General features: G+C 62.5%; 14 protein-coding genes and 1 pseudogene. 12 read left to right on the top strand and 3 right to left on the bottom strand.

From position 1 onward, the window contains the following. Positions 1-54: 54 nt before the first annotated feature. Complete coding sequence (locus K3555_RS05320; protein WP_259990810.1) at positions 55-1,245, top strand: biopolymer transporter ExbB; 1,191 nt, start codon at positions 55-57, stop codon at positions 1,243-1,245. Positions 1,246-1,248: 3 nt separating this feature from the next. Beyond that, positions 1,249-3,090 (top strand): peptidoglycan -binding protein, encoded by a 1,842-nt coding sequence (locus K3555_RS05325; RefSeq protein WP_260007670.1) that lies wholly within the window; start codon positions 1,249-1,251, stop codon positions 3,088-3,090. A 402-nt stretch (positions 3,091-3,492) separates the two neighbouring features. Here the strand turns inward: K3555_RS05325 and K3555_RS05330 are convergent, their stop codons facing one another. The 3 genes from K3555_RS05330 to gloB all read right to left on the bottom strand — a co-directional run bounded on the left by K3555_RS05330 (position 3,493) and on the right by gloB (position 7,757). Continuing rightward, positions 3,493-4,482, bottom strand: a complete 990-nt coding sequence (locus tag K3555_RS05330) for a M23 family metallopeptidase (protein WP_260007671.1) — start codon at positions 4,480-4,482, stop codon at positions 3,493-3,495. Further along, the gene (gene clpA, locus K3555_RS05335; RefSeq protein ID WP_259990816.1) at positions 4,482-6,806 is read right to left on the bottom strand and encodes an ATP-dependent Clp protease ATP-binding subunit ClpA; all 2,325 of its coding nucleotides are present in this window, start codon (positions 6,804-6,806) and stop codon (positions 4,482-4,484) included. The genes K3555_RS05330 and clpA overlap by 1 nt, the downstream gene beginning before the upstream one ends. Before the next feature lie 177 nt (positions 6,807-6,983). Continuing rightward, positions 6,984-7,757 carry a hydroxyacylglutathione hydrolase gene (gene gloB / locus K3555_RS05340; protein ID WP_259990818.1) on the bottom strand — a complete coding sequence of 258 codons (774 nt, stop codon included), beginning with the start codon at positions 7,755-7,757 and terminating at the stop codon, positions 6,984-6,986. Between the two features lie 55 nt (positions 7,758-7,812). On the opposite strand from gloB, the gene K3555_RS05345 reads away from it, so the two are divergent. The 10 genes and pseudogenes from K3555_RS05345 to K3555_RS05385 all read left to right on the top strand — a co-directional run bounded on the left by K3555_RS05345 (position 7,813) and on the right by K3555_RS05385 (position 16,467). Further along, the gene (locus tag K3555_RS05345; protein WP_260007672.1) at positions 7,813-8,559 is read left to right on the top strand and encodes a class I SAM-dependent methyltransferase; all 747 of its coding nucleotides are present in this window, start codon (positions 7,813-7,815) and stop codon (positions 8,557-8,559) included. Positions 8,560-8,953: 394 nt separating this feature from the next. Next, positions 8,954-9,514 (top strand): F0F1 ATP synthase subunit delta, encoded by a 561-nt coding sequence (locus K3555_RS05350; protein WP_129370168.1) that lies wholly within the window; start codon positions 8,954-8,956, stop codon positions 9,512-9,514. Beyond that, entirely contained in the window at positions 9,515-11,053 is a 1,539-nt protein-coding gene (atpA, locus tag K3555_RS05355) for a F0F1 ATP synthase subunit alpha (protein WP_259990823.1), read from the top strand. It abuts the gene before it with no gap. Positions 11,054-11,068: 15 nt separating this feature from the next. Further along, positions 11,069-11,944: a F0F1 ATP synthase subunit gamma gene (locus K3555_RS05360; protein ID WP_259990825.1), complete on the top strand. Its 876-nt coding sequence runs from the start codon at positions 11,069-11,071 to the stop codon at positions 11,942-11,944. Between the two features lie 21 nt (positions 11,945-11,965). Then, positions 11,966-13,390, top strand: a complete 1,425-nt coding sequence (gene atpD / locus K3555_RS05365) for a F0F1 ATP synthase subunit beta (protein ID WP_259990827.1) — start codon at positions 11,966-11,968, stop codon at positions 13,388-13,390. Between the two features lie 55 nt (positions 13,391-13,445). Beyond that, positions 13,446-13,859, top strand: coding sequence for a F0F1 ATP synthase subunit epsilon (locus tag K3555_RS05370; protein ID WP_259990829.1), 414 nt, complete (start codon positions 13,446-13,448; stop codon positions 13,857-13,859). A 345-nt stretch (positions 13,860-14,204) separates the two neighbouring features. Continuing rightward, positions 14,205-14,453: a hypothetical protein gene (locus K3555_RS24780; RefSeq protein WP_311200021.1), complete on the top strand. Its 249-nt coding sequence runs from the start codon at positions 14,205-14,207 to the stop codon at positions 14,451-14,453. Positions 14,454-14,505: 52 nt separating this feature from the next. Further along, positions 14,506-15,339: pseudogene (locus K3555_RS24955) on the top strand (transposase). Between the two features lie 616 nt (positions 15,340-15,955). Next, complete coding sequence (locus K3555_RS05380; RefSeq protein WP_260007674.1) at positions 15,956-16,228, top strand: phage integrase N-terminal SAM-like domain-containing protein; 273 nt, start codon at positions 15,956-15,958, stop codon at positions 16,226-16,228. Beyond that, positions 16,219-16,467: a tyrosine-type recombinase/integrase gene (locus K3555_RS05385; RefSeq protein ID WP_260007675.1), complete on the top strand. Its 249-nt coding sequence runs from the start codon at positions 16,219-16,221 to the stop codon at positions 16,465-16,467. Before K3555_RS05380 ends, K3555_RS05385 begins: the two co-directional genes overlap by 10 nt. Positions 16,468-16,588 lie beyond the last annotated feature (121 nt).

The following is a 16,588-nucleotide window of genomic DNA, read 5'->3' on the forward strand; positions in this document are numbered from 1 at the left end:
GCTTATAGGCTGCGAACCAAATAAGAGCAGTCAACGTGTCAGGAGCCAACCAATATGGCGCAGCCAGACCGCAAAACCCGGCCGCAGTTTTCCCAGCCGGTGCGGCAGATCATCATGATGCTGATCGCATTGGGGCTGTCAGCCTTTGGCGCCTTTGTCGCCTTGCCGCGGGTGCTGCCGGTGTTCGAGGCCAACCCATGGCTGAACGGCTTTATCGTCTTTGTCTTTGTGATCGGGGTGCTGGCCTGTTTCTGGCAGGTGGTTCAGCTCATCGGTTCGGTGCGCTGGATTGAACGCTTTGCATTCGGCGACACCTCGGATGAGCGCCGGACGCCGTCAATGCTGGCGCCCTTGGCCTCGCTGCTGCGCTCGCGCGGGGCGCGGATGCAGCTGGGGTCGGCCTCGACACAGTCCATTCTGGACTCTGTCGCCAACCGTATAGATGAAGACCGGGAAATTACCCGGTATATCGTCAACCTGCTGATTTTCCTTGGCCTTTTGGGCACCTTCTATGGTCTGGCCACCACGGTTCCTGCCGTGGTCGATACCATCCGCAGCCTGGCCCCGCAGGAAGGCGAAGAGGGCCTGTCTGTCTTTAATCGTCTGATGACGGGCCTTGAGGCGCAGCTGGGCGGCATGGGTGTCGCCTTTGCCTCATCCCTGCTTGGCCTGGCCGGCTCGCTGATCGTCGGCCTGCTGGAACTGTTTGCGGGCCATGGCCAAAACCGGTTCTACCGCGAGCTGGAGGAATGGTTGTCTTCGATCACCCGGGTCAGCTTCTCCTCGGGCGAGGATGGTGCCGGCGACAGCGGTGTCGTCTCCCAAGTGCTCGACAACATGGCCGAGCAGATGGACGCGCTGCAGATGATGTTTGCCGAAACCTCCGAAGGCCGCGCCGCGGTGGATCAAAAACTGGGCGATCTGGTGGAAACCATTCAGGAGATGAACCGCCGCCAGGAGCAGACCGGCACCGTCACCGCAGCACTTGACCGGGTGGCCGTCGGGCAGGAAGCCCTGACCGAGATCCTGCGCGCCCATAGCGAACAGGGCGGTATCGACGCCGAAAGCCGGATGCGGCTGCGCTCGATCGACGTGCAGATGCTGCGCATCCTCGAGGAAATCTCGGCCGGCCGCCAGGAAAGCCTGAGCGAGCTGCGCAAGGACATCGACCTGTTGGTCAGGGCCTTCGCCCGCCCGCGCGGCTTGTCCCGCGGCGGTGGTGCGGGCCGGGACGCGGGGGAATAACCGATGGCTCTTTCCCGGCGCACAGGGCAGCGGTTCCAGGCCTCGATCTGGCCGGGGTTTGTCGATGCGATGACCGGGCTTCTCTTGGTGCTGATGTTTGTTCTGACCATCTTTATGGTGGTGCAATTTGTCCTGCGCGAGACGATTACCGGCCAGGAAAGCCAGCTGGATGAGCTGTCTGCCGAGGTGAGCGCGCTGGCCTCAGCCCTGGGGCTGGAAGAGCGCGAGAACAATCAGCTGAACGCCCGGCTTGGGGCGCTGACGTCAACCCTTAATACTGCAGAACAGGATCTGGACCAGGCGCGCAGCCTGATCACCTCCCTGACTGCGGACCGTGACCGGCAGGCAGGTGAACTGGCCGCAGCCGCCAGCCGGATCACCAGTTTTGAGGCACAGGTGGCGGCCCTGATCGCCAGCCGCGACGCCGCCCGGACGCGGGTCGCGGATCTGAGCGCCGAACGCGCAGACCTGGAGGCTGCGCGCGCAGAACTGCTGAGCGAACAGGAGGCACTGAACCTGGCCCTGTCGCAAGCCCGCGGCGAGATTGATCTGCAGGCGGAGGCCGCCCGGCTGGCGGCGGCACAGCGCGAAGCGATGGAAGCACTGATCGCCAGCCTTGAGTCCGAGGGCAGCGAGCAAACAACCCGGATTTCCGAATTGCAAGACCGGCTGGGCGCTGAAGAAGCCGCCCGTCTGGTTGAGGCCGCCGCCGCCGAAGCCCTGCGGGACCGGCTGCAGAATGCCGACGCCGAACTCACCGCAATGACATTGGCCTTGGAGGCGCAACGCCAGGAGGCGGAGGATACGCTGACCCTTCTGGCCGCCGCTGAAACCGCCAGGACACAGCTGGACGCGCAGCTGTCTGAACTGGAGACCGCCCGCGCCGGATCTGATGCAGAGGCTGGAAAGCTGGCGGCAGAACTGGCCGAAGCCAAGGCCGCTTTGGCTGCAGCAGAGATCCAAGCCGGGGAGCTGGACATTCTGCGTCAGCGGCTGCTTGCGGCAGTCACCGCACAGCAGAGCGCAGAGGGCAGCGCCACTGAGCAATTGAGCCTGGCCGAAAAACGCGCAGCCCTATTGGCGCAGGCGCGTTCGGCCTTGTCTGAGGAACAGGCCGTTTCCGAAGAGGCCCGCCGTGAAACCGCGCTGCTGAATCAGCAGGTGGCGGCCCTGCGCGAACAGCTGGGCGGCCTGCAGGCCATTCTGGACGACTATCAGGGCCGGGATACCGCCCAGCAGGTGCAGTTGCAGAACCTGGGCCAGGATCTGAACGCTGCACTGGCCCGTGCCGCCTCGGAAGAGCGCAAGCGGCGGCTGCTGGAAGAGCAGGAACGCAAGCGGCTGGAAGCCGAAGCCGCGGCCCTTGCCAGCAAGGCGCAGGATCTGGAACGTTACCGTTCGGAGTTCTTTGGCCGGTTGCGGGATTTGCTGGGCACCCAGGAGGGTGTGCGCATTCAGGGCGACCGCTTTGTCTTTGCCTCAGAGGTGCTGTTTGCACCGGGCAGCGCCACCCTTTCACCTGCGGGGCGGGTAGAAATTGCCAAGGTGGTTTCAATTCTGCAAAGCGTCGTGGCAGCGATCCCGCAGGAGATAAACTGGATCATCCGGGTGGATGGCCATACCGACACTTCGCCGTTGCTGGGACATCCGAAATTCATTGACAATTGGGAGCTTAGCCAGGGCCGGGCGCTTTCGGTGGTGCGTTACATGGTCGAAGCGCTTGGGGTGCCGCCGTCGCGGCTGGCGGCCAATGGGTTTGGCGAATATCAGCCGGTGAACCCGGCGGACACAGCCCAAGCGCGCGCCCAGAACCGGCGGATTGAGCTGAAGTTCACTGAAAAATAGGCGAATACGCAGTTGATGAGGAGAAGTACGTGCTGCGCCCGGTGCAGCCGGCAAGCTGTGCGTTTTGCCGGCCTTTTGGTGGCCTGCAGGGTGCAACCCGCTTCACTAATGGAGACAAGCTACTAGTTACGCACGGGTTGCGGCCCCGCCGGGCAGCAGGGCCCCCTTAAATCTATTGCAAATTCGGGAGTTATCAAATCCTGGCACCGGAAAATGCAGCACACATGCCGTCGCAGGATCCGCAGGCGACACCTCCCGCCCGGCCCTGGCCGCCCAAAGGCAACCGTGCCCGTTGGGCCCGGCAGCGGCTAGGGCTTGCGCCCCAGCCGCTGCCGCCGCGTCTCTGGATAAGGCCTGATACTTTGAACCCGGTCACCATGAATCGAAAAACTGTAAGGCGGGTTACTGGGAGGCGGGGTCTTCCGGCGATGCGATCACCATGCTGCGGGTAAAGCTGTCGACCTGCCGTCCGTCCCGCAACAGGCGGGCCGTGCCGGTATAGGTGCCTTCCGGCCATTGCCCGCCGCGCAGGCGACGGCCTGCAGCGCGGAAAAATTGGGCCTGATTTTTGTTCAGCCCTTCGCTGTGGGAGATAAGTTCACCGCCGGGGCCTGTCACCGTCAGCTCAAGCTGGTCGCTTGCCAGACCGCCAAACGCGTAGGCCCAAAATACAAACGCAGGCGCATCTGCAGCCAGCGGTGCGGCGTCCGCGGTGCCCGCCTTGATCGCACTGTATTCAGGGACTGCCGCGCTGAAACCGGCCCCCAGCACACCGCCCGGCTGATAGGCCGGCGGATCCGCCCAGAGTGTCTTACCGGCAGGGGTGCCGCAGCTTTCAGGGCTTTCCGGCGCGAAGGGATCCACCACTGCGCCATCCTTGCGCACAGACAAATGCAGGTGCGGGAACTGGGTCTTGCCGGAAAGCCCGGCCTCGCCCAGGATATCGCCGGGCTTGACCTTCATGCCGCTTTCCACCCGGAGCGAGCCGCGCTTCATGTGGCAGTACTGGGTTTCCCATCCGTTGCCGTGGCGCAGGACCACCCCGTTGCCGCATTCCTTACCGTCGATCTCTGCGGCATTATCATCGGTGGCATATTGGTCCGCCATGCCGTTGCGGGTTCCAAGGACAATACCGCCTGCCGCGGCACGCACCGCGACGCCGGCCTGCATGTCCGACAAATAGGGCAGGGCGATATCCGTTCCCTTGTGGCCATCATAACTCAGCGTGCCGCAGGTGAAATCCGTCGCACCGGGACCGGGATCATGGTCGACGAACTGCTGAATGTGGCAGGTGTCGCCCAGGGTGCAGTCCAGCGGGAACTGCAAAAGAAAATCGCCCGCCGCGGCGGGCGCGGCGAGCGATATTGCGGTTATCAGCGCGGCAGCGCGCATCAGTCTGCTGTCAGCAGCGGCGGCTTGTCGCCGGAAATCCGCGGCTTGCTTGGCCCTTCCAGGCGCAGCTCCAGCTTGCCGTCTTTGATGCCGACCTTGACGATACCGCCTTTGGTCAGCTTGCCGAACAGCAGTTCTTCGGCCAGCGGCTTTTTGATGTGCTCCTGGATCACCCGGCCCAGAGGACGCGCGCCCATCCGGTCGTCATAGCCCTTGTCGGCCAGCCATTCCGCCGCCTTGCGGGTCAGCTCGATCGAGACATTGCGGTCCATCAGCTGGGCTTCCAGCTGCAGCACGAACTTCTCGACCACCTGCAGGATCACCTCCTTGCCGAGCGGCGCGAAGGAGATCACCGCATCCAGACGGTTGCGGAATTCCGGGGTGAAGGTGCGCTCAATCGCGGCCGTGTCTTCACCCTCGCGGCGGTCGCGGCCAAAGCCGATGGCGGCCTTTGCCTGTTCCGACGCGCCGGCGTTGGAGGTCATGATCAGCACCACGTTGCGGAAATTCACCGTGCGGCCGTTGTGATCGGTCAACTGGCCGTTATCCATCACCTGCAAGAGGATGTTGTAGACATCCGGATGCGCCTTTTCCATCTCGTCAAGCAGCAGCACGCAGTGCGGGTGCTGGTCGACGCCATCGGTCAACAGGCCGCCCTGGTCAAAGCCGACATAGCCCGGAGGCGCGCCGATCAGGCGGGAGACCGCGTGTTTCTCCATGTATTCGGACATGTCAAACCGCAGCAGTTCCACCCCAAGCGTATCCGCCAGCTGTTTCGCCACCTCGGTCTTGCCGACGCCGGTGGGGCCTGCAAACAGATAGTTGCCAATGGGTTTTTCCGGCTCCCGCAGGCCTGCACGGGCCAGTTTGATTGCACTGGACAGGGCAGTAATGGCATCGTCCTGGCCGAAGACCACGCGTTTCAGCGATTTCTCCAGGTCTTTCAACACTTCGGCATCGTCTTTCGACACGCTTTTCGGCGGGATGCGGGCGATCTTGGCAACCACGGCCTCGATCTCCTTGACACCGATGGTCTTGCGGCGCTTGGATTCAATCACCAGATGCTGCGCGGCGCCAGCCTCGTCAATCACGTCGATGGCCTTGTCCGGCAGCTTGCGGTCGTTGATGTAACGGGCTGACAGCTCCACCGCAGTCTTGATGGCGTCACCGGTGAACTTGATGCCGTGATGTTCCTCAAAATAGGGTTTCAGTCCCTTCAGGATCTCGATGGAATCTTCCACCGTCGGCTCGTTCACGTCGATTTTCTGGAACCGGCGGGCCAGCGCGCGGTCCTTCTCGAAATGCTGGCGGAACTCCTTGTACGTCGTGGAGCCCATGGTGCGCAGCTTGCCGCCTTGCAGCGCGGGTTTCAGCAGGTTGGAGGCATCCATGGCGCCGCCAGAGGTTGCTCCGGCCCCGATCACGGTGTGGATTTCGTCGATGAACAGCACCGCGTCCGGGTGGTCTTCCAGCTCGGTGACCACGGCCTTCAGACGTTCCTCAAAATCACCGCGGTAGCGGGTTCCGGCCAGCAGCGCGCCCATGTCGAGCGAATAAATGGTGGTCTGCGACAGGATTTCCGGGGTTTCACCGGACACGATCCTGCGCGCAAGCCCCTCGGCAATTGCGGTTTTGCCAACACCGGGGTCGCCCACCAAGAGCGGGTTGTTCTTGCGGCGGCGGCACAGCACCTGGATGCAGCGCTCCACCTCATGGTCGCGGCCGATCAGCGGGTCGATCTCGCCCTCGCGGGATCTGGCATTGAGGTCCACGCAGTATTTCGCCAGTGCGCTTTCCTTCTTTTCGCCCTCAGGCGCGGCCGTGATACTGTCTTCTTCCTGCTCGGTTGCGCCGGTGACCGGGCGGGGTTCCCCAAAGGCCGGGTCCTTGGCCACGCCATGGGCGATAAAGTTCACCGCGTCATAGCGGGTCATTTCCTGATCCTGCAGGAAATAGGCCGCGTCGCTTTCGCGTTCCGCAAAGATCGCCACCAGCACATTGGCGCCTGTCACTTCGGTGCGGCCCGAGCTTTGCACATGGATTGCGGCCCGTTGAATGACCCGCTGGAAGGCGGCGGTCGGCACCGCCTCGGATCCGTCGATGTCGGTGACCAGATTGGCAAGATCCTCATCCACGAACTCCACCAGCGAGGATCGCAATTCGGTCAGATCGACACTGCAGGCGCGCATCACACGGGCCGCGTCGGGCTCGTCGATCAGGGCCAGAAGCAGATGTTCCAGGGTTGCGAATTCATGACGGCGTTCATTCGCCAGCGCCAGCGCTGCGTGAATGGCCTGTTCCAGGGTGCTCGAGAATGAAGGCACGGGCGTGCTCCTCTGATCTTGGGTTGGCCGGATGGGGCGGTATTAACCAACCCCGCAGTTCAACCATGTGCTTATAAGGTTAGAGTTTGGTTGATAGCGCGCCAGCTTCAAGGGCTTTTCTTCATTTTGGGGTCACAATTATTTTCTCCCTGTTGCGCCCCGATACCCTTGATTTGGTCAAAAATTGTCTTTGCGCCGACGAATTTCGGCAAAAACTTCAGCGTCTTCAGCACCTTCCATGTGAAGGTGTGCTCTCACGGCACTGTCACCGGCGCGCAGGAACGGATTGGTGTCAAGTTCCAGCTGCAAGGATGACGGAACCGTAGGAATGCCGTCGTTCCGGGCCTTTGCGATATCACGTATACGCGCCTGCAACGCCGGGTTGCCGGGGTCGGCGGTGACAGCAAAGGCACCGTTGGACTGGGTGTATTCATGTCCTGAATAAACGATAGTGTGCGGCGGCAGCGCGGCAAGCCGCGACAGGCTGGCCCACATCTGCTGCGGGCTGCCCTCGAACAGCCGCCCGCACCCCAGCGCCATCAGGCTGTCAGCGGTGAACACGGCATTTGAACCGGGCAGATAAAAGGCAATATGGCCAACGGTGTGGCCCGAGACATCCATCACCTGCACTTCTTCGCCCAGCAGTGTGAAGCTGCCGCCGTCCTCGACAGCCATATCCAGATCCGGCAGCCGGTGGGCGTCGGCTGCAGCGCCGATCACCTTGGCGCCATAGGCCTCCTGCAGGTCGGCTACACCGTCGATATGGTCCCAGTGGTGATGGGTCAGCAGGATCCAGTCCAGCCCCCACCCTCGCGCCGACAGTGCTGCCTTGATGGCACCGGCCTCGGGCGCATCCACCAGCGCGGTTTCACCCGAAGCGGGATTGCGGATCAAAAAGGCATAGTTATCCGACAGGCAGGGCAGGGTGATGATCTCAAGAGGCATGGTCATTCGCCTTTACATTGCTAAACTGCGCCCAGATTGGCCGAAGCAGCAGGCACCCGCAATGCATCTTGATGTTCAGGATCTCAGGAACTTTTATTACCGCAGCACGCTGGGGCGTGCGGCGCAGGCGTCGATCCGCGGCCGTCTGCTGGATATCTGGCCAGGGACCGAGGGGCTGACGGTGGCGGGTTTCGGTTTCGCCGCACCGCTGCTGCGTCCCTACCTGCCCGAGGCGCGCCGGGTGATGGCGCTGATGCCGGGGCCGCAGGGAGTCATGCAATGGCCCGCGGGGCTGCCCAATGTCTCGGTCCTGTGCGAGGAGACCAGCTGGCCCGTCGACACCGGCAGGATCGACCGGCTGGTAGTGATGCATGGTCTGGAAACCTCGGAGCGGCCGGCAAAGCTGCTGGACGAATGCTGGCGGGTGCTGGGTCCCGGCGGGCGGGCCATTTTCGTCGTGCCAAACCGGGCAGGGCTTTGGGCGCGGTCGGATCTGACCCCGTTCGGCTTTGGCCGCCCGTACACCCTGCGCCAGCTCGAAGGCCAGCTGCGCGAGCACCAATTCGCCATCGAACAGCACACCGCGGCGCTGTACCGGCTGCCCAGCCACAAACGGTTCTGGCTGAAATCCGGGGCGATGCTGGAAAAAATGGGCCGCAAACTGCCTGCGATGCTGGCCGGCGGCGTGTTCATGGTCGAGGTCAGCAAGCAGACCCACACGCAGCGCGGCCACATGGTCGGCACCAAGGTCCGCAGCCGGATCCGGGTGCTCGAAGGCCTGTCCAACCCGATGCCGGAACCGGCCTGACGCGTCCGGGGCTGATCCGGCCCGTCTGCGGCTGATTTCGATTCCCTGAAACTGCGGGTTCGGTGCCAGGAGGGGCGGAAAAGACGGGTTCTGGTCCGATATGTGACGAATTCGGCCGCAAATGCCGGTTTCCGGAATCGCCAAATCCTGCAGTTCAGCCGCACTTTTTTATTTATCGACTGTGGTCAAAGGGCCGCACTTGACTTAAGTCATTGAAAACGCTGCAAACATGCTTCTTCCTGTTGCCGTTTAGGCAGTTGATAGGTCGCATCCGCTCTGCTAGACCCACGCTGATTTCAACGCCCCGCTGCCAATGGGGGATGACTCACGCCCCCGGACGCCGCCTGTGGCCGGGTACGCCAACCGGGGCCAATAACATATCGGAAGGGTGGACGTGTCCGAACCAGCTTCGATTTCTGCAGGCATTGCCGCGCGCTATGCCACGGCGGTGTTCGACATCGCGCAAGAAAACAAGGCGCTCGACAGCCTTGAAACCAGCATCAATGACCTGGCAGCCGCGCTGGCTGACAGCGACGATCTCAACAGCCTGATCCAGTCGCCGCTGGTGTCGCGCGACGAGCAGGGCGCCGCAATCACTGCGGTGGCTGACAAGATGGGCCTGGATCCCGTCCTGCGCAATACCCTGGCTCTGATGGCCGACAAGCGCCGCCTGTTTGTGGTGCCCGCGCTGATCGACGCGCTGCGCGCCCGCCTGGCTGAAGCCCGCGGCGAAATCACCGCCGAGGTGGTGTCCGCCAAGGCGCTGACCAAGACCCAAAGCGAAAAGCTGGCCAAGACTCTGGCCGAGCGCGTGGGCAAGAAAGTTACCATCAATGCTTCCGTCGATGCCTCCATCATCGGCGGACTTGTCGTTAAAGTGGGCTCGAAGATGATCGACAGCTCGATCCGCTCCAAGCTCAACTCCCTACAGAATGCAATGAAAGAGGTCGGATAAATGGGTATCCAAGCAGCAGAGATTTCTGCGATCCTGAAAGACCAGATCAAGAATTTTGGTCAAGAAGCAGAAGTGGCTGAAATCGGCCGCGTGCTGTCCGTCGGTGACGGTATTGCCCGCGTTTACGGCCTCGACAATGTTCAGGCCGGTGAAATGGTCGAATTCCCCGGCGGCATCATGGGCATGGCGCTGAACCTGGAAAGCGACAACGTCGGTATCGTGATCTTCGGCTCCGACCGCGACATTAAAGAAGGCGACACCGTCAAGCGCACCAACTCCATCGTGGACGTGCCGATCGGCAACGGCCTCTTGGGCCGCGTTGTGGACGGTCTTGGCAACCCGCTGGACGGCAAGGGCCCGATCGAAGACGTGACCCGCGGCGTCGCCGACGTGAAGGCGCCGGGCATCATCCCGCGTAAATCGGTGCACGAGCCGATGGCGACCGGCCTCAAATCCGTTGACGCGATGATCCCGATCGGCCGCGGCCAGCGTGAGCTGATCATCGGCGACCGTCAGACCGGTAAAACCGCCGTTGCTCTGGACGCGATCCTGAACCAGAAATCCTACAACGACGCCGCCGGCGACGATGAGAGCAAGAAGCTGTACTGCGTTTACGTCGCGGTCGGCCAGAAGCGTTCCACCGTGGCCCAGCTGGTGAAGAAGCTGGAAGAAACCGGCGCGATGGAATACTCCATCGTTGTGGCTGCAACCGCATCCGACCCGGCACCGCTGCAGTTCCTGGCACCCTATGCCGCAACCGCAATGGCGGAATTCTTCCGCGACAACGGCCGCCACGCGCTGATCATCTATGATGACCTGTCCAAGCAGGCTGTTGCTTACCGCCAGATGTCGCTGCTGCTGCGCCGTCCGCCGGGCCGTGAAGCCTATCCGGGCGACGTTTTCTATCTGCACTCCCGCCTGCTGGAGCGTTCGGCCAAGCTGAACGAAGACTTCGGTGCCGGCTCGCTGACCGCGCTGCCGATCATTGAAACCCAGGGCGGCGACGTGTCGGCGTTTATTCCGACCAACGTGATTTCGATCACCGACGGCCAGATCTTCCTGGAAACCGAACTGTTCTACCAGGGCATCCGTCCCGCCGTGAACACCGGTCTGTCGGTTTCGCGCGTTGGCTCCTCGGCCCAGACCAAGGCGATGTCCTCTGTGGCAGGCCCGGTGAAACTGTCGCTGGCCCAGTACCGCGAAATGGCTGCGTTCGCGCAGTTCGGCTCCGACCTGGACGCCGCCACCCAGCAGCTGCTGGCCCGTGGCGCCCGTCTGACCGAGCTGATGAAGCAGGCGCAGTACTCGCCGCTGACCAACGCCGAAATCGTCTGTGTGATCTTTGCCGGCACCAACGGCTACCTCGACAAAGTCGACGTCAAGGAAGTCGGCCGCTACGAGGAAGGCCTGCTCAGCCACCTGCGCGGCAAACATGCCGACCTGCTGGCGGACATCACCAACAACGACCGTAAGGTGAAGGACGAGCTGGCGGACAAAGTGAAAGCTGCGCTGGACGAGTTCGCCGCTAGCTTCGCTTAAGGGGGATCCCAGGCAATGCCGAACCTTAAGGACCTTAAAACCAGGATCGCGTCGGTCAAATCGACCCGCAAGATCACAAAAGCCATGCAGATGGTGGCCGCGGCGAAACTTCGCCGCGCCCAGGAAGCTGCCGAGGACTCCCGTCCCTATACCAAGCGGTTCAACGCCGTGATGGCAGGGCTGGCGGCCTCGGTCGGCGGCAGCGAGTCAGCTCCCAAGCTGCTTCGCGGCACCGGCAGCGACCAGACCCATCTGCTGGTCGTCATGACCGCCGAGCGCGGTCTGTGCGGCGGCTTCAACTCGAACATCGCCAAGCTTGCCCGCCAAAAAGCGGCTGAGCTGAAGGCTGCGGGCAAGACGGTCAAAGTTCTGACCGTCGGCAAAAAGGGCCGTGATGCCCTGAAACGCGACCTTGGCGGCGATTTCGTCGGTCATGTGGACCTCAGCGAAGTCAAGCGTGTCGGCTATGCCAATGCGCAGGGCGTCGCCAAGGACATCCTGACCCGCTTCGATGCTGGCGAGTTCGATGTTGCCACGATCTTCTTTGCGGAGTTCGTCAACGTCGTGACCCAGATCCCGACCGCCCAGCAGATCATCCCGGCCTCTTACGAGGGCGGCGAAGCTGAAGGCAGCTCTGCGGTTTATGACTACGAGCCCGGCGAAGAGCAGATCCTTGCGGACCTGCTGCCGCGCGGCGTGGCTACGCAGATCTTCTCGGCGCTGCTGGAAAACGGTGCATCCGAACAGGGTGCCCGGATGAGCGCGATGGACAACGCCACCCGCAACGCGGGCGACATGATCGACAAGCTGACGATCCAGTACAACCGCTCGCGCCAGGCCGTGATCACCAACGAGCTGATTGAAATCATTTCGGGCGCTGAGGCGCTCTAAGAGACAACCGGAGACCAACAAATGGCACAAGCAAAAGGTAAGGTGACCCAGATCATCGGCGCCGTTGTGGACGTCCAGTTTGACGACCACCTGCCCGCAATTCTGAACGCCCTGAACACTGAAAACGACGGCAAGACCCTGGTTCTGGAAGTATCCCAGCACCTCGGCGAAAACACCGTCCGCTGCATCGCAATGGACGCGACCGAAGGTCTGGTCCGCGGCCGCGAAGTAACCGACACCGGCGCACCGATCTCGATCCCGGTCGGCAACGCCACCCTGGGCCGCATCCTGAACGTCGTCGGTGAACCCGTCGACGAAAAGGGTCCGGTGAACGCAACCGAGACCCGCGCCATCCACCAGCCCGCGCCCGAGTTCAACGAACAGTCGACCGAGTCGGAAGTTCTGGTAACCGGCATCAAGGTTATCGACCTGCTGGCGCCTTACTCCAAAGGCGGCAAGATCGGCCTGTTCGGCGGCGCCGGCGTGGGCAAGACCGTTCTCATCATGGAACTGATCAACAACATCGCCAAAGTGCACTCGGGCTATTCCGTGTTCGCCGGTGTTGGCGAGCGGACCCGTGAAGGCAACGACCTGTACTGGGAAATGATCGAATCCAACGTGATCAAGCCGGACAACCTGGAAGAATCCCAGGTGGCCCTGGTTTACGGTCAGATGAACGAGCCTCCGGGTGCGCGTGCCCGTGTGGCGCTGACCGGCCTGACCCTGGCCGAACAGTTCCGCGACCAGTCCGGCACCGACGTTCTGTTCTTCGTGGACAACATCTTCCGCTTCACCCAGGCGGGTTCGGAAGTGTCCGCGCTTCTGGGCCGTATCCCGTCCGCTGTGGGCTACCAGCCGACGCTGGCAACCGACATGGGTGCGATGCAGGAACGCATCACCTCCACCAAGAACGGCTCGATCACCTCGATCCAGGCCGTCTACGTGCCTGCGGACGACCTTACCGACCCGGCACCGGCAACCACCTTTGCCCACCTGGACGCGACCACCGTTCTTAACCGTGCGATCTCGGAACTCGGCATCTACCCCGCTGTGGACCCGCTCGACTCCTCCTCGCGCCTGATGGACCCGCAGATCGTTGGCGAAGAGCACTATGCTGTGGCGTCCGACGTTCAGCAGATCCTCCAGCGCTACAAGTCGCTGCAGGACATCATCGCGATCCTCGGCATGGACGAACTGTCGGAAGAGGACAAGCTGACCGTTGCGCGTGCGCGTAAGATCCAGCGTTTCCTCTCGCAGCCGTTCGACGTGGCAAAAGTCTTCACCGGCTCTGACGGCGTTCAGGTTCCGCTGGAAGACACCATCTCGTCGTTCAAGGCTGTTGTGGCCGGCGAATACGACCACCTGCCCGAAGGCGCCTTCTACATGGTTGGCGGCATCGACGAAGTGATCGCCAAAGCCGAGAAGATGGCTGCGGAAGCCGCCTAAGACTGGAACTCCCCTGCGCGCAGCCCGTGCAGGGGAACCCTGAAAGGAGGCCCCAATGGCACAAACGATGCAATTCGACCTCGTGAGCCCCGAGCGGAGCCTTGCTTCGCTGCAGGCCAGCGCGGTCCAGATCCCCGGTGCGGAAGGCGACATGACGGCAATGCCCGCCCATGCGCCCACCATCACCACCCTGCGCCCCGGCGTGCTGAAGGTCGAAAGCCCGGAAGGCAACGCGGAGTATGTGGTGACCGGCGGCTTTGCGGAAATCGGCGGCGACAGCCTGTCGGTTCTGGCCGAGCGTGCGATCCCGATGGCGGAAATGACCCGCGATCAGATGACCACGCTGATCGAAGACGCCCGCGAGATGTACAAGACCGCAAAAGAGGAAGACCAGCCGCACGGCCTGGTCGAGGACGCAGCCAAGCTGCTCGCCGACATGGAAGCCCTGGGCACCCATATGTCCCTCTGATCCAAACGCGGATTGGACGATTTAGAAACCGGCTCCACTTGGGGGCCGGTTTTTTTTGGGAATGCTGTTTGGATAGGATTGCCTGCTGTGGGAAAACACACGCCGGAAAGGCAATTCAACCTAGCCAACTATTGAAAAACGGTCTTCCTGCTGCCCGAACGGCCAACAAGGACGAAACTTGCACGCGGTATTGGCGTACCTGGCGTGTGGTGCGCACTGATTTGATCTGTGGATTTGGCGGATGGGCGTGCCTGTCTGACGATTGGGACTTTCTTAATCTGATGACAGGAGGTTTCGACGTCAGATCAATATGTTCCTGCGCTGCGCCAGCGTTTTGCCGAATATATGCGGATCAAGGGTCTGCAGCAGGAGACGATGCATCTGCAGGCGATGCGTGCGGTGCTGAGCGTTGAGGAGGCCGCGGGCATTCACAAAGCGGCACCCGGTCCCGGGCTGAGTTACCGGGCGGTGTTCAGTGTGGCCTATGGCGGCGGACTCCGGGCGAGCGAGGTCACGCATCTGAAGGCCGGTGATATCGTGCCGGAAGCACGTCTCGGGCACGACGCTGGAAGCGCGCCTCCGGCACGACAGTGACCGCATGCTGATCCGGGTGGACCAGGGCAAAGGCCGAAAGGACCGCCACGTGATGTTGTCGCCGGGCTTGCTGGATCTGCTGCGCGGCTATTACCGCGAAACACGCCCGGCCGGATGGTTGTTTCCGGGGCGCGACCGGGTCGACCCGATCCCGACGCGGCAGTTCAACCGGGCGTTCGGGGCGGCTAGCGAGTTTGCCGGGATCAAGAATAAGGTCTCGCCCTGCACGCCGTGTCGAAGACGCGCCTGCGGCTTGCTGGCGGATGGCACCCGCTGGATCGCTTGCCGCCCCGGTTTTTTGCTGCCGGTGAAGGTTCCGCCGCATCTGTTCCGGCGTTTGTTCCTCGAAGGGCTGGCCAGGCTGCGCAAGGCGGGGAAACTGACGTTCTTCGGCAATCTGTCAGCGCTGGCCGGCCCGGATACCTTCCGGGCCCATCCCGCGCCGCTGCGCAAAGCCGGCTGAGCCGTGTCCGCCAAACTACCCTTCGGCGGACCCGAAGCCGTGCCGGCCTGTCTCAGCCGCTGCCCCCGCCGGGCCGTCATCTCCAGCCACCGGCTGATCAGCACCGAAGGCGGCACCGCGGCGTTCCGATGGAAAGACGGCCGGATCAAGCGCGGCGATCCGCTGCCCGGCAGTGGTTTGCCTGCAAACCATGAAAGGGGAATGAAGATCATGCGCCTGCCCACAGCCGCGTTCATTCGCCGGCTTCTGATCCGCGCCCTGCCACCCGGATTCCATCGCATCCGCCACGCCCGGCTTCTCACCGGTCACTGCCCGGCAGGGCATTGCAAAGCAATGTCCCGAGGGGTGCATCCGCCGCGGCAGGATCGGGACGATCCGGTGCCTAGTCGATGCAGAGCCAGAACCTGGCACTGCGCCGGGTGAAGGGGAACGTAGCAATCCCGCTGATCCGGATGCCCGCAAGCCTAGCCCGAAGTGCGGCGGTGCCATGATCATCATCAAGACCTTCAGCCGCGGCCAAACGCCCAAACCCCGCGCCCCGCCATGGCAGGGGGCGGCATGATCCAACCATCACACCCGGCCCAACCATCCCGAGGCGCCGGACCAGTCATTGCGGCCAGTCCACCAAACCCGGCGCAGCAACAGACCCAAGGCGCTGGAGAAAAGGGCTGACCGGCGGTATCGGACCGGAAAAACCAGCCTGCCCGCGCTGATCGGCGCTGCAGGCTTCGCAGCTCAACCCATCGTCTTTCCAAGCCCTGAACCGCAATCCCCAAAGCACCGGAATCCGCTCGCGCATTCCTTATTGTCAGATTTATCGCCGCTGCAGCTCACGCTGACAGCAGCCACAAACCTTAGACACGAACGAAACCGCTCACGCGGTCCTGGCGTTTGTGGCGGTTGGATCGCGCTGATTTGTACTGTGGATTTGGCGGATAGGCGTGCCTGTCTGACGATTGGGACCTTCTCAATCTGATGACAGGAGATTTCGATGTGAAACCAATATGTTCCCAAACTACGCCAGCGGTTTGCCGAAGACGTGCAGATCAAGGGGCTTCAGCCCAAAACACAGACGAAGTATCTGCGTGCGATGCCTGACTTCACGCGGTTTCCGGGGCGCGCGCCTGATAACGCAACGCCGGAGGAATTGCGCGCCTTTCAGCTGGATATGAAGGAGCGCGGCGCCGGCCCGGCGGCCTTCAACAACCGGCTGACGGTTCTGAGCTTCTTCTTCGCGACGACATGCCCGCGCCCGGAGATGAAGCGGCACATGCGCTATCAGCGGGCGGCGAGAGGATCCCGGTGGCGCTGAGCGCTGAGGAGGTCGCGCGCATTCTTCAAGCGGCACCTGGTCCCGGGCGGAGATACCGGGCCGCGTTCAGCGTGGCCTATGGCGGCGGGTTGCGCGCCAGCGAGGTCACGCATTTGAAGGTCGGTGACATTGACAGCGACCGGATGCTGATCCGGATCGAGCAAGGGAAGGGTCGCAAGGACCGCCATGTGATGCTGTCGCCGAGCTTGCTCCACCTACTCCGCTACTACTACCGTTAGGCACAGCTAAAAGGGTGGATGTTCCCAGGCCGCAACCGCATCGATCCGATCTCGACGTGTCAGTTCAACCGGGCTTTTGGGGCGGCATGCGATTTTTCTGAGACCGGCATGCGCATGATCC

It is taken from the genome of Leisingera sp. M527 (assembly GCF_025141525.1).
In the GTDB taxonomy this organism is placed as follows: domain Bacteria; phylum Pseudomonadota; class Alphaproteobacteria; order Rhodobacterales; family Rhodobacteraceae; genus Leisingera.

Bases quoted from the DNA above. Each gene is read 5' to 3' on its own strand.
- K3555_RS05320 (WP_259990810.1), top strand. From the start codon at position 55: ATGGCGCAGCCAGACCGCAAAACCCGGCCGCAGTTTTCCCAGCCGGTG.
- K3555_RS05325 (WP_260007670.1), top strand. From the start codon at position 1,249: ATGGCTCTTTCCCGGCGCACAGGGCAGCGGTTCCAGGCCTCGATCTGG.
- K3555_RS05330 (WP_260007671.1), bottom strand. From the start codon at position 4,482: ATGCGCGCTGCCGCGCTGATAACCGCAATATCGCTCGCCGCGCCCGCC.
- gloB (WP_259990818.1), bottom strand. From the start codon at position 7,757: ATGACCATGCCTCTTGAGATCATCACCCTGCCCTGCCTGTCGGATAAC.
- K3555_RS05345 (WP_260007672.1), top strand. From the start codon at position 7,813: ATGCATCTTGATGTTCAGGATCTCAGGAACTTTTATTACCGCAGCACG.
- atpA (WP_259990823.1), top strand. From the start codon at position 9,515: ATGGGTATCCAAGCAGCAGAGATTTCTGCGATCCTGAAAGACCAGATC.
- K3555_RS05360 (WP_259990825.1), top strand. From the start codon at position 11,069: ATGCCGAACCTTAAGGACCTTAAAACCAGGATCGCGTCGGTCAAATCG.
- atpD (WP_259990827.1), top strand. From the start codon at position 11,966: ATGGCACAAGCAAAAGGTAAGGTGACCCAGATCATCGGCGCCGTTGTG.
- K3555_RS05370 (WP_259990829.1), top strand. From the start codon at position 13,446: ATGGCACAAACGATGCAATTCGACCTCGTGAGCCCCGAGCGGAGCCTT.
- K3555_RS24780 (WP_311200021.1), top strand. From the start codon at position 14,205: ATGCGGATCAAGGGTCTGCAGCAGGAGACGATGCATCTGCAGGCGATG.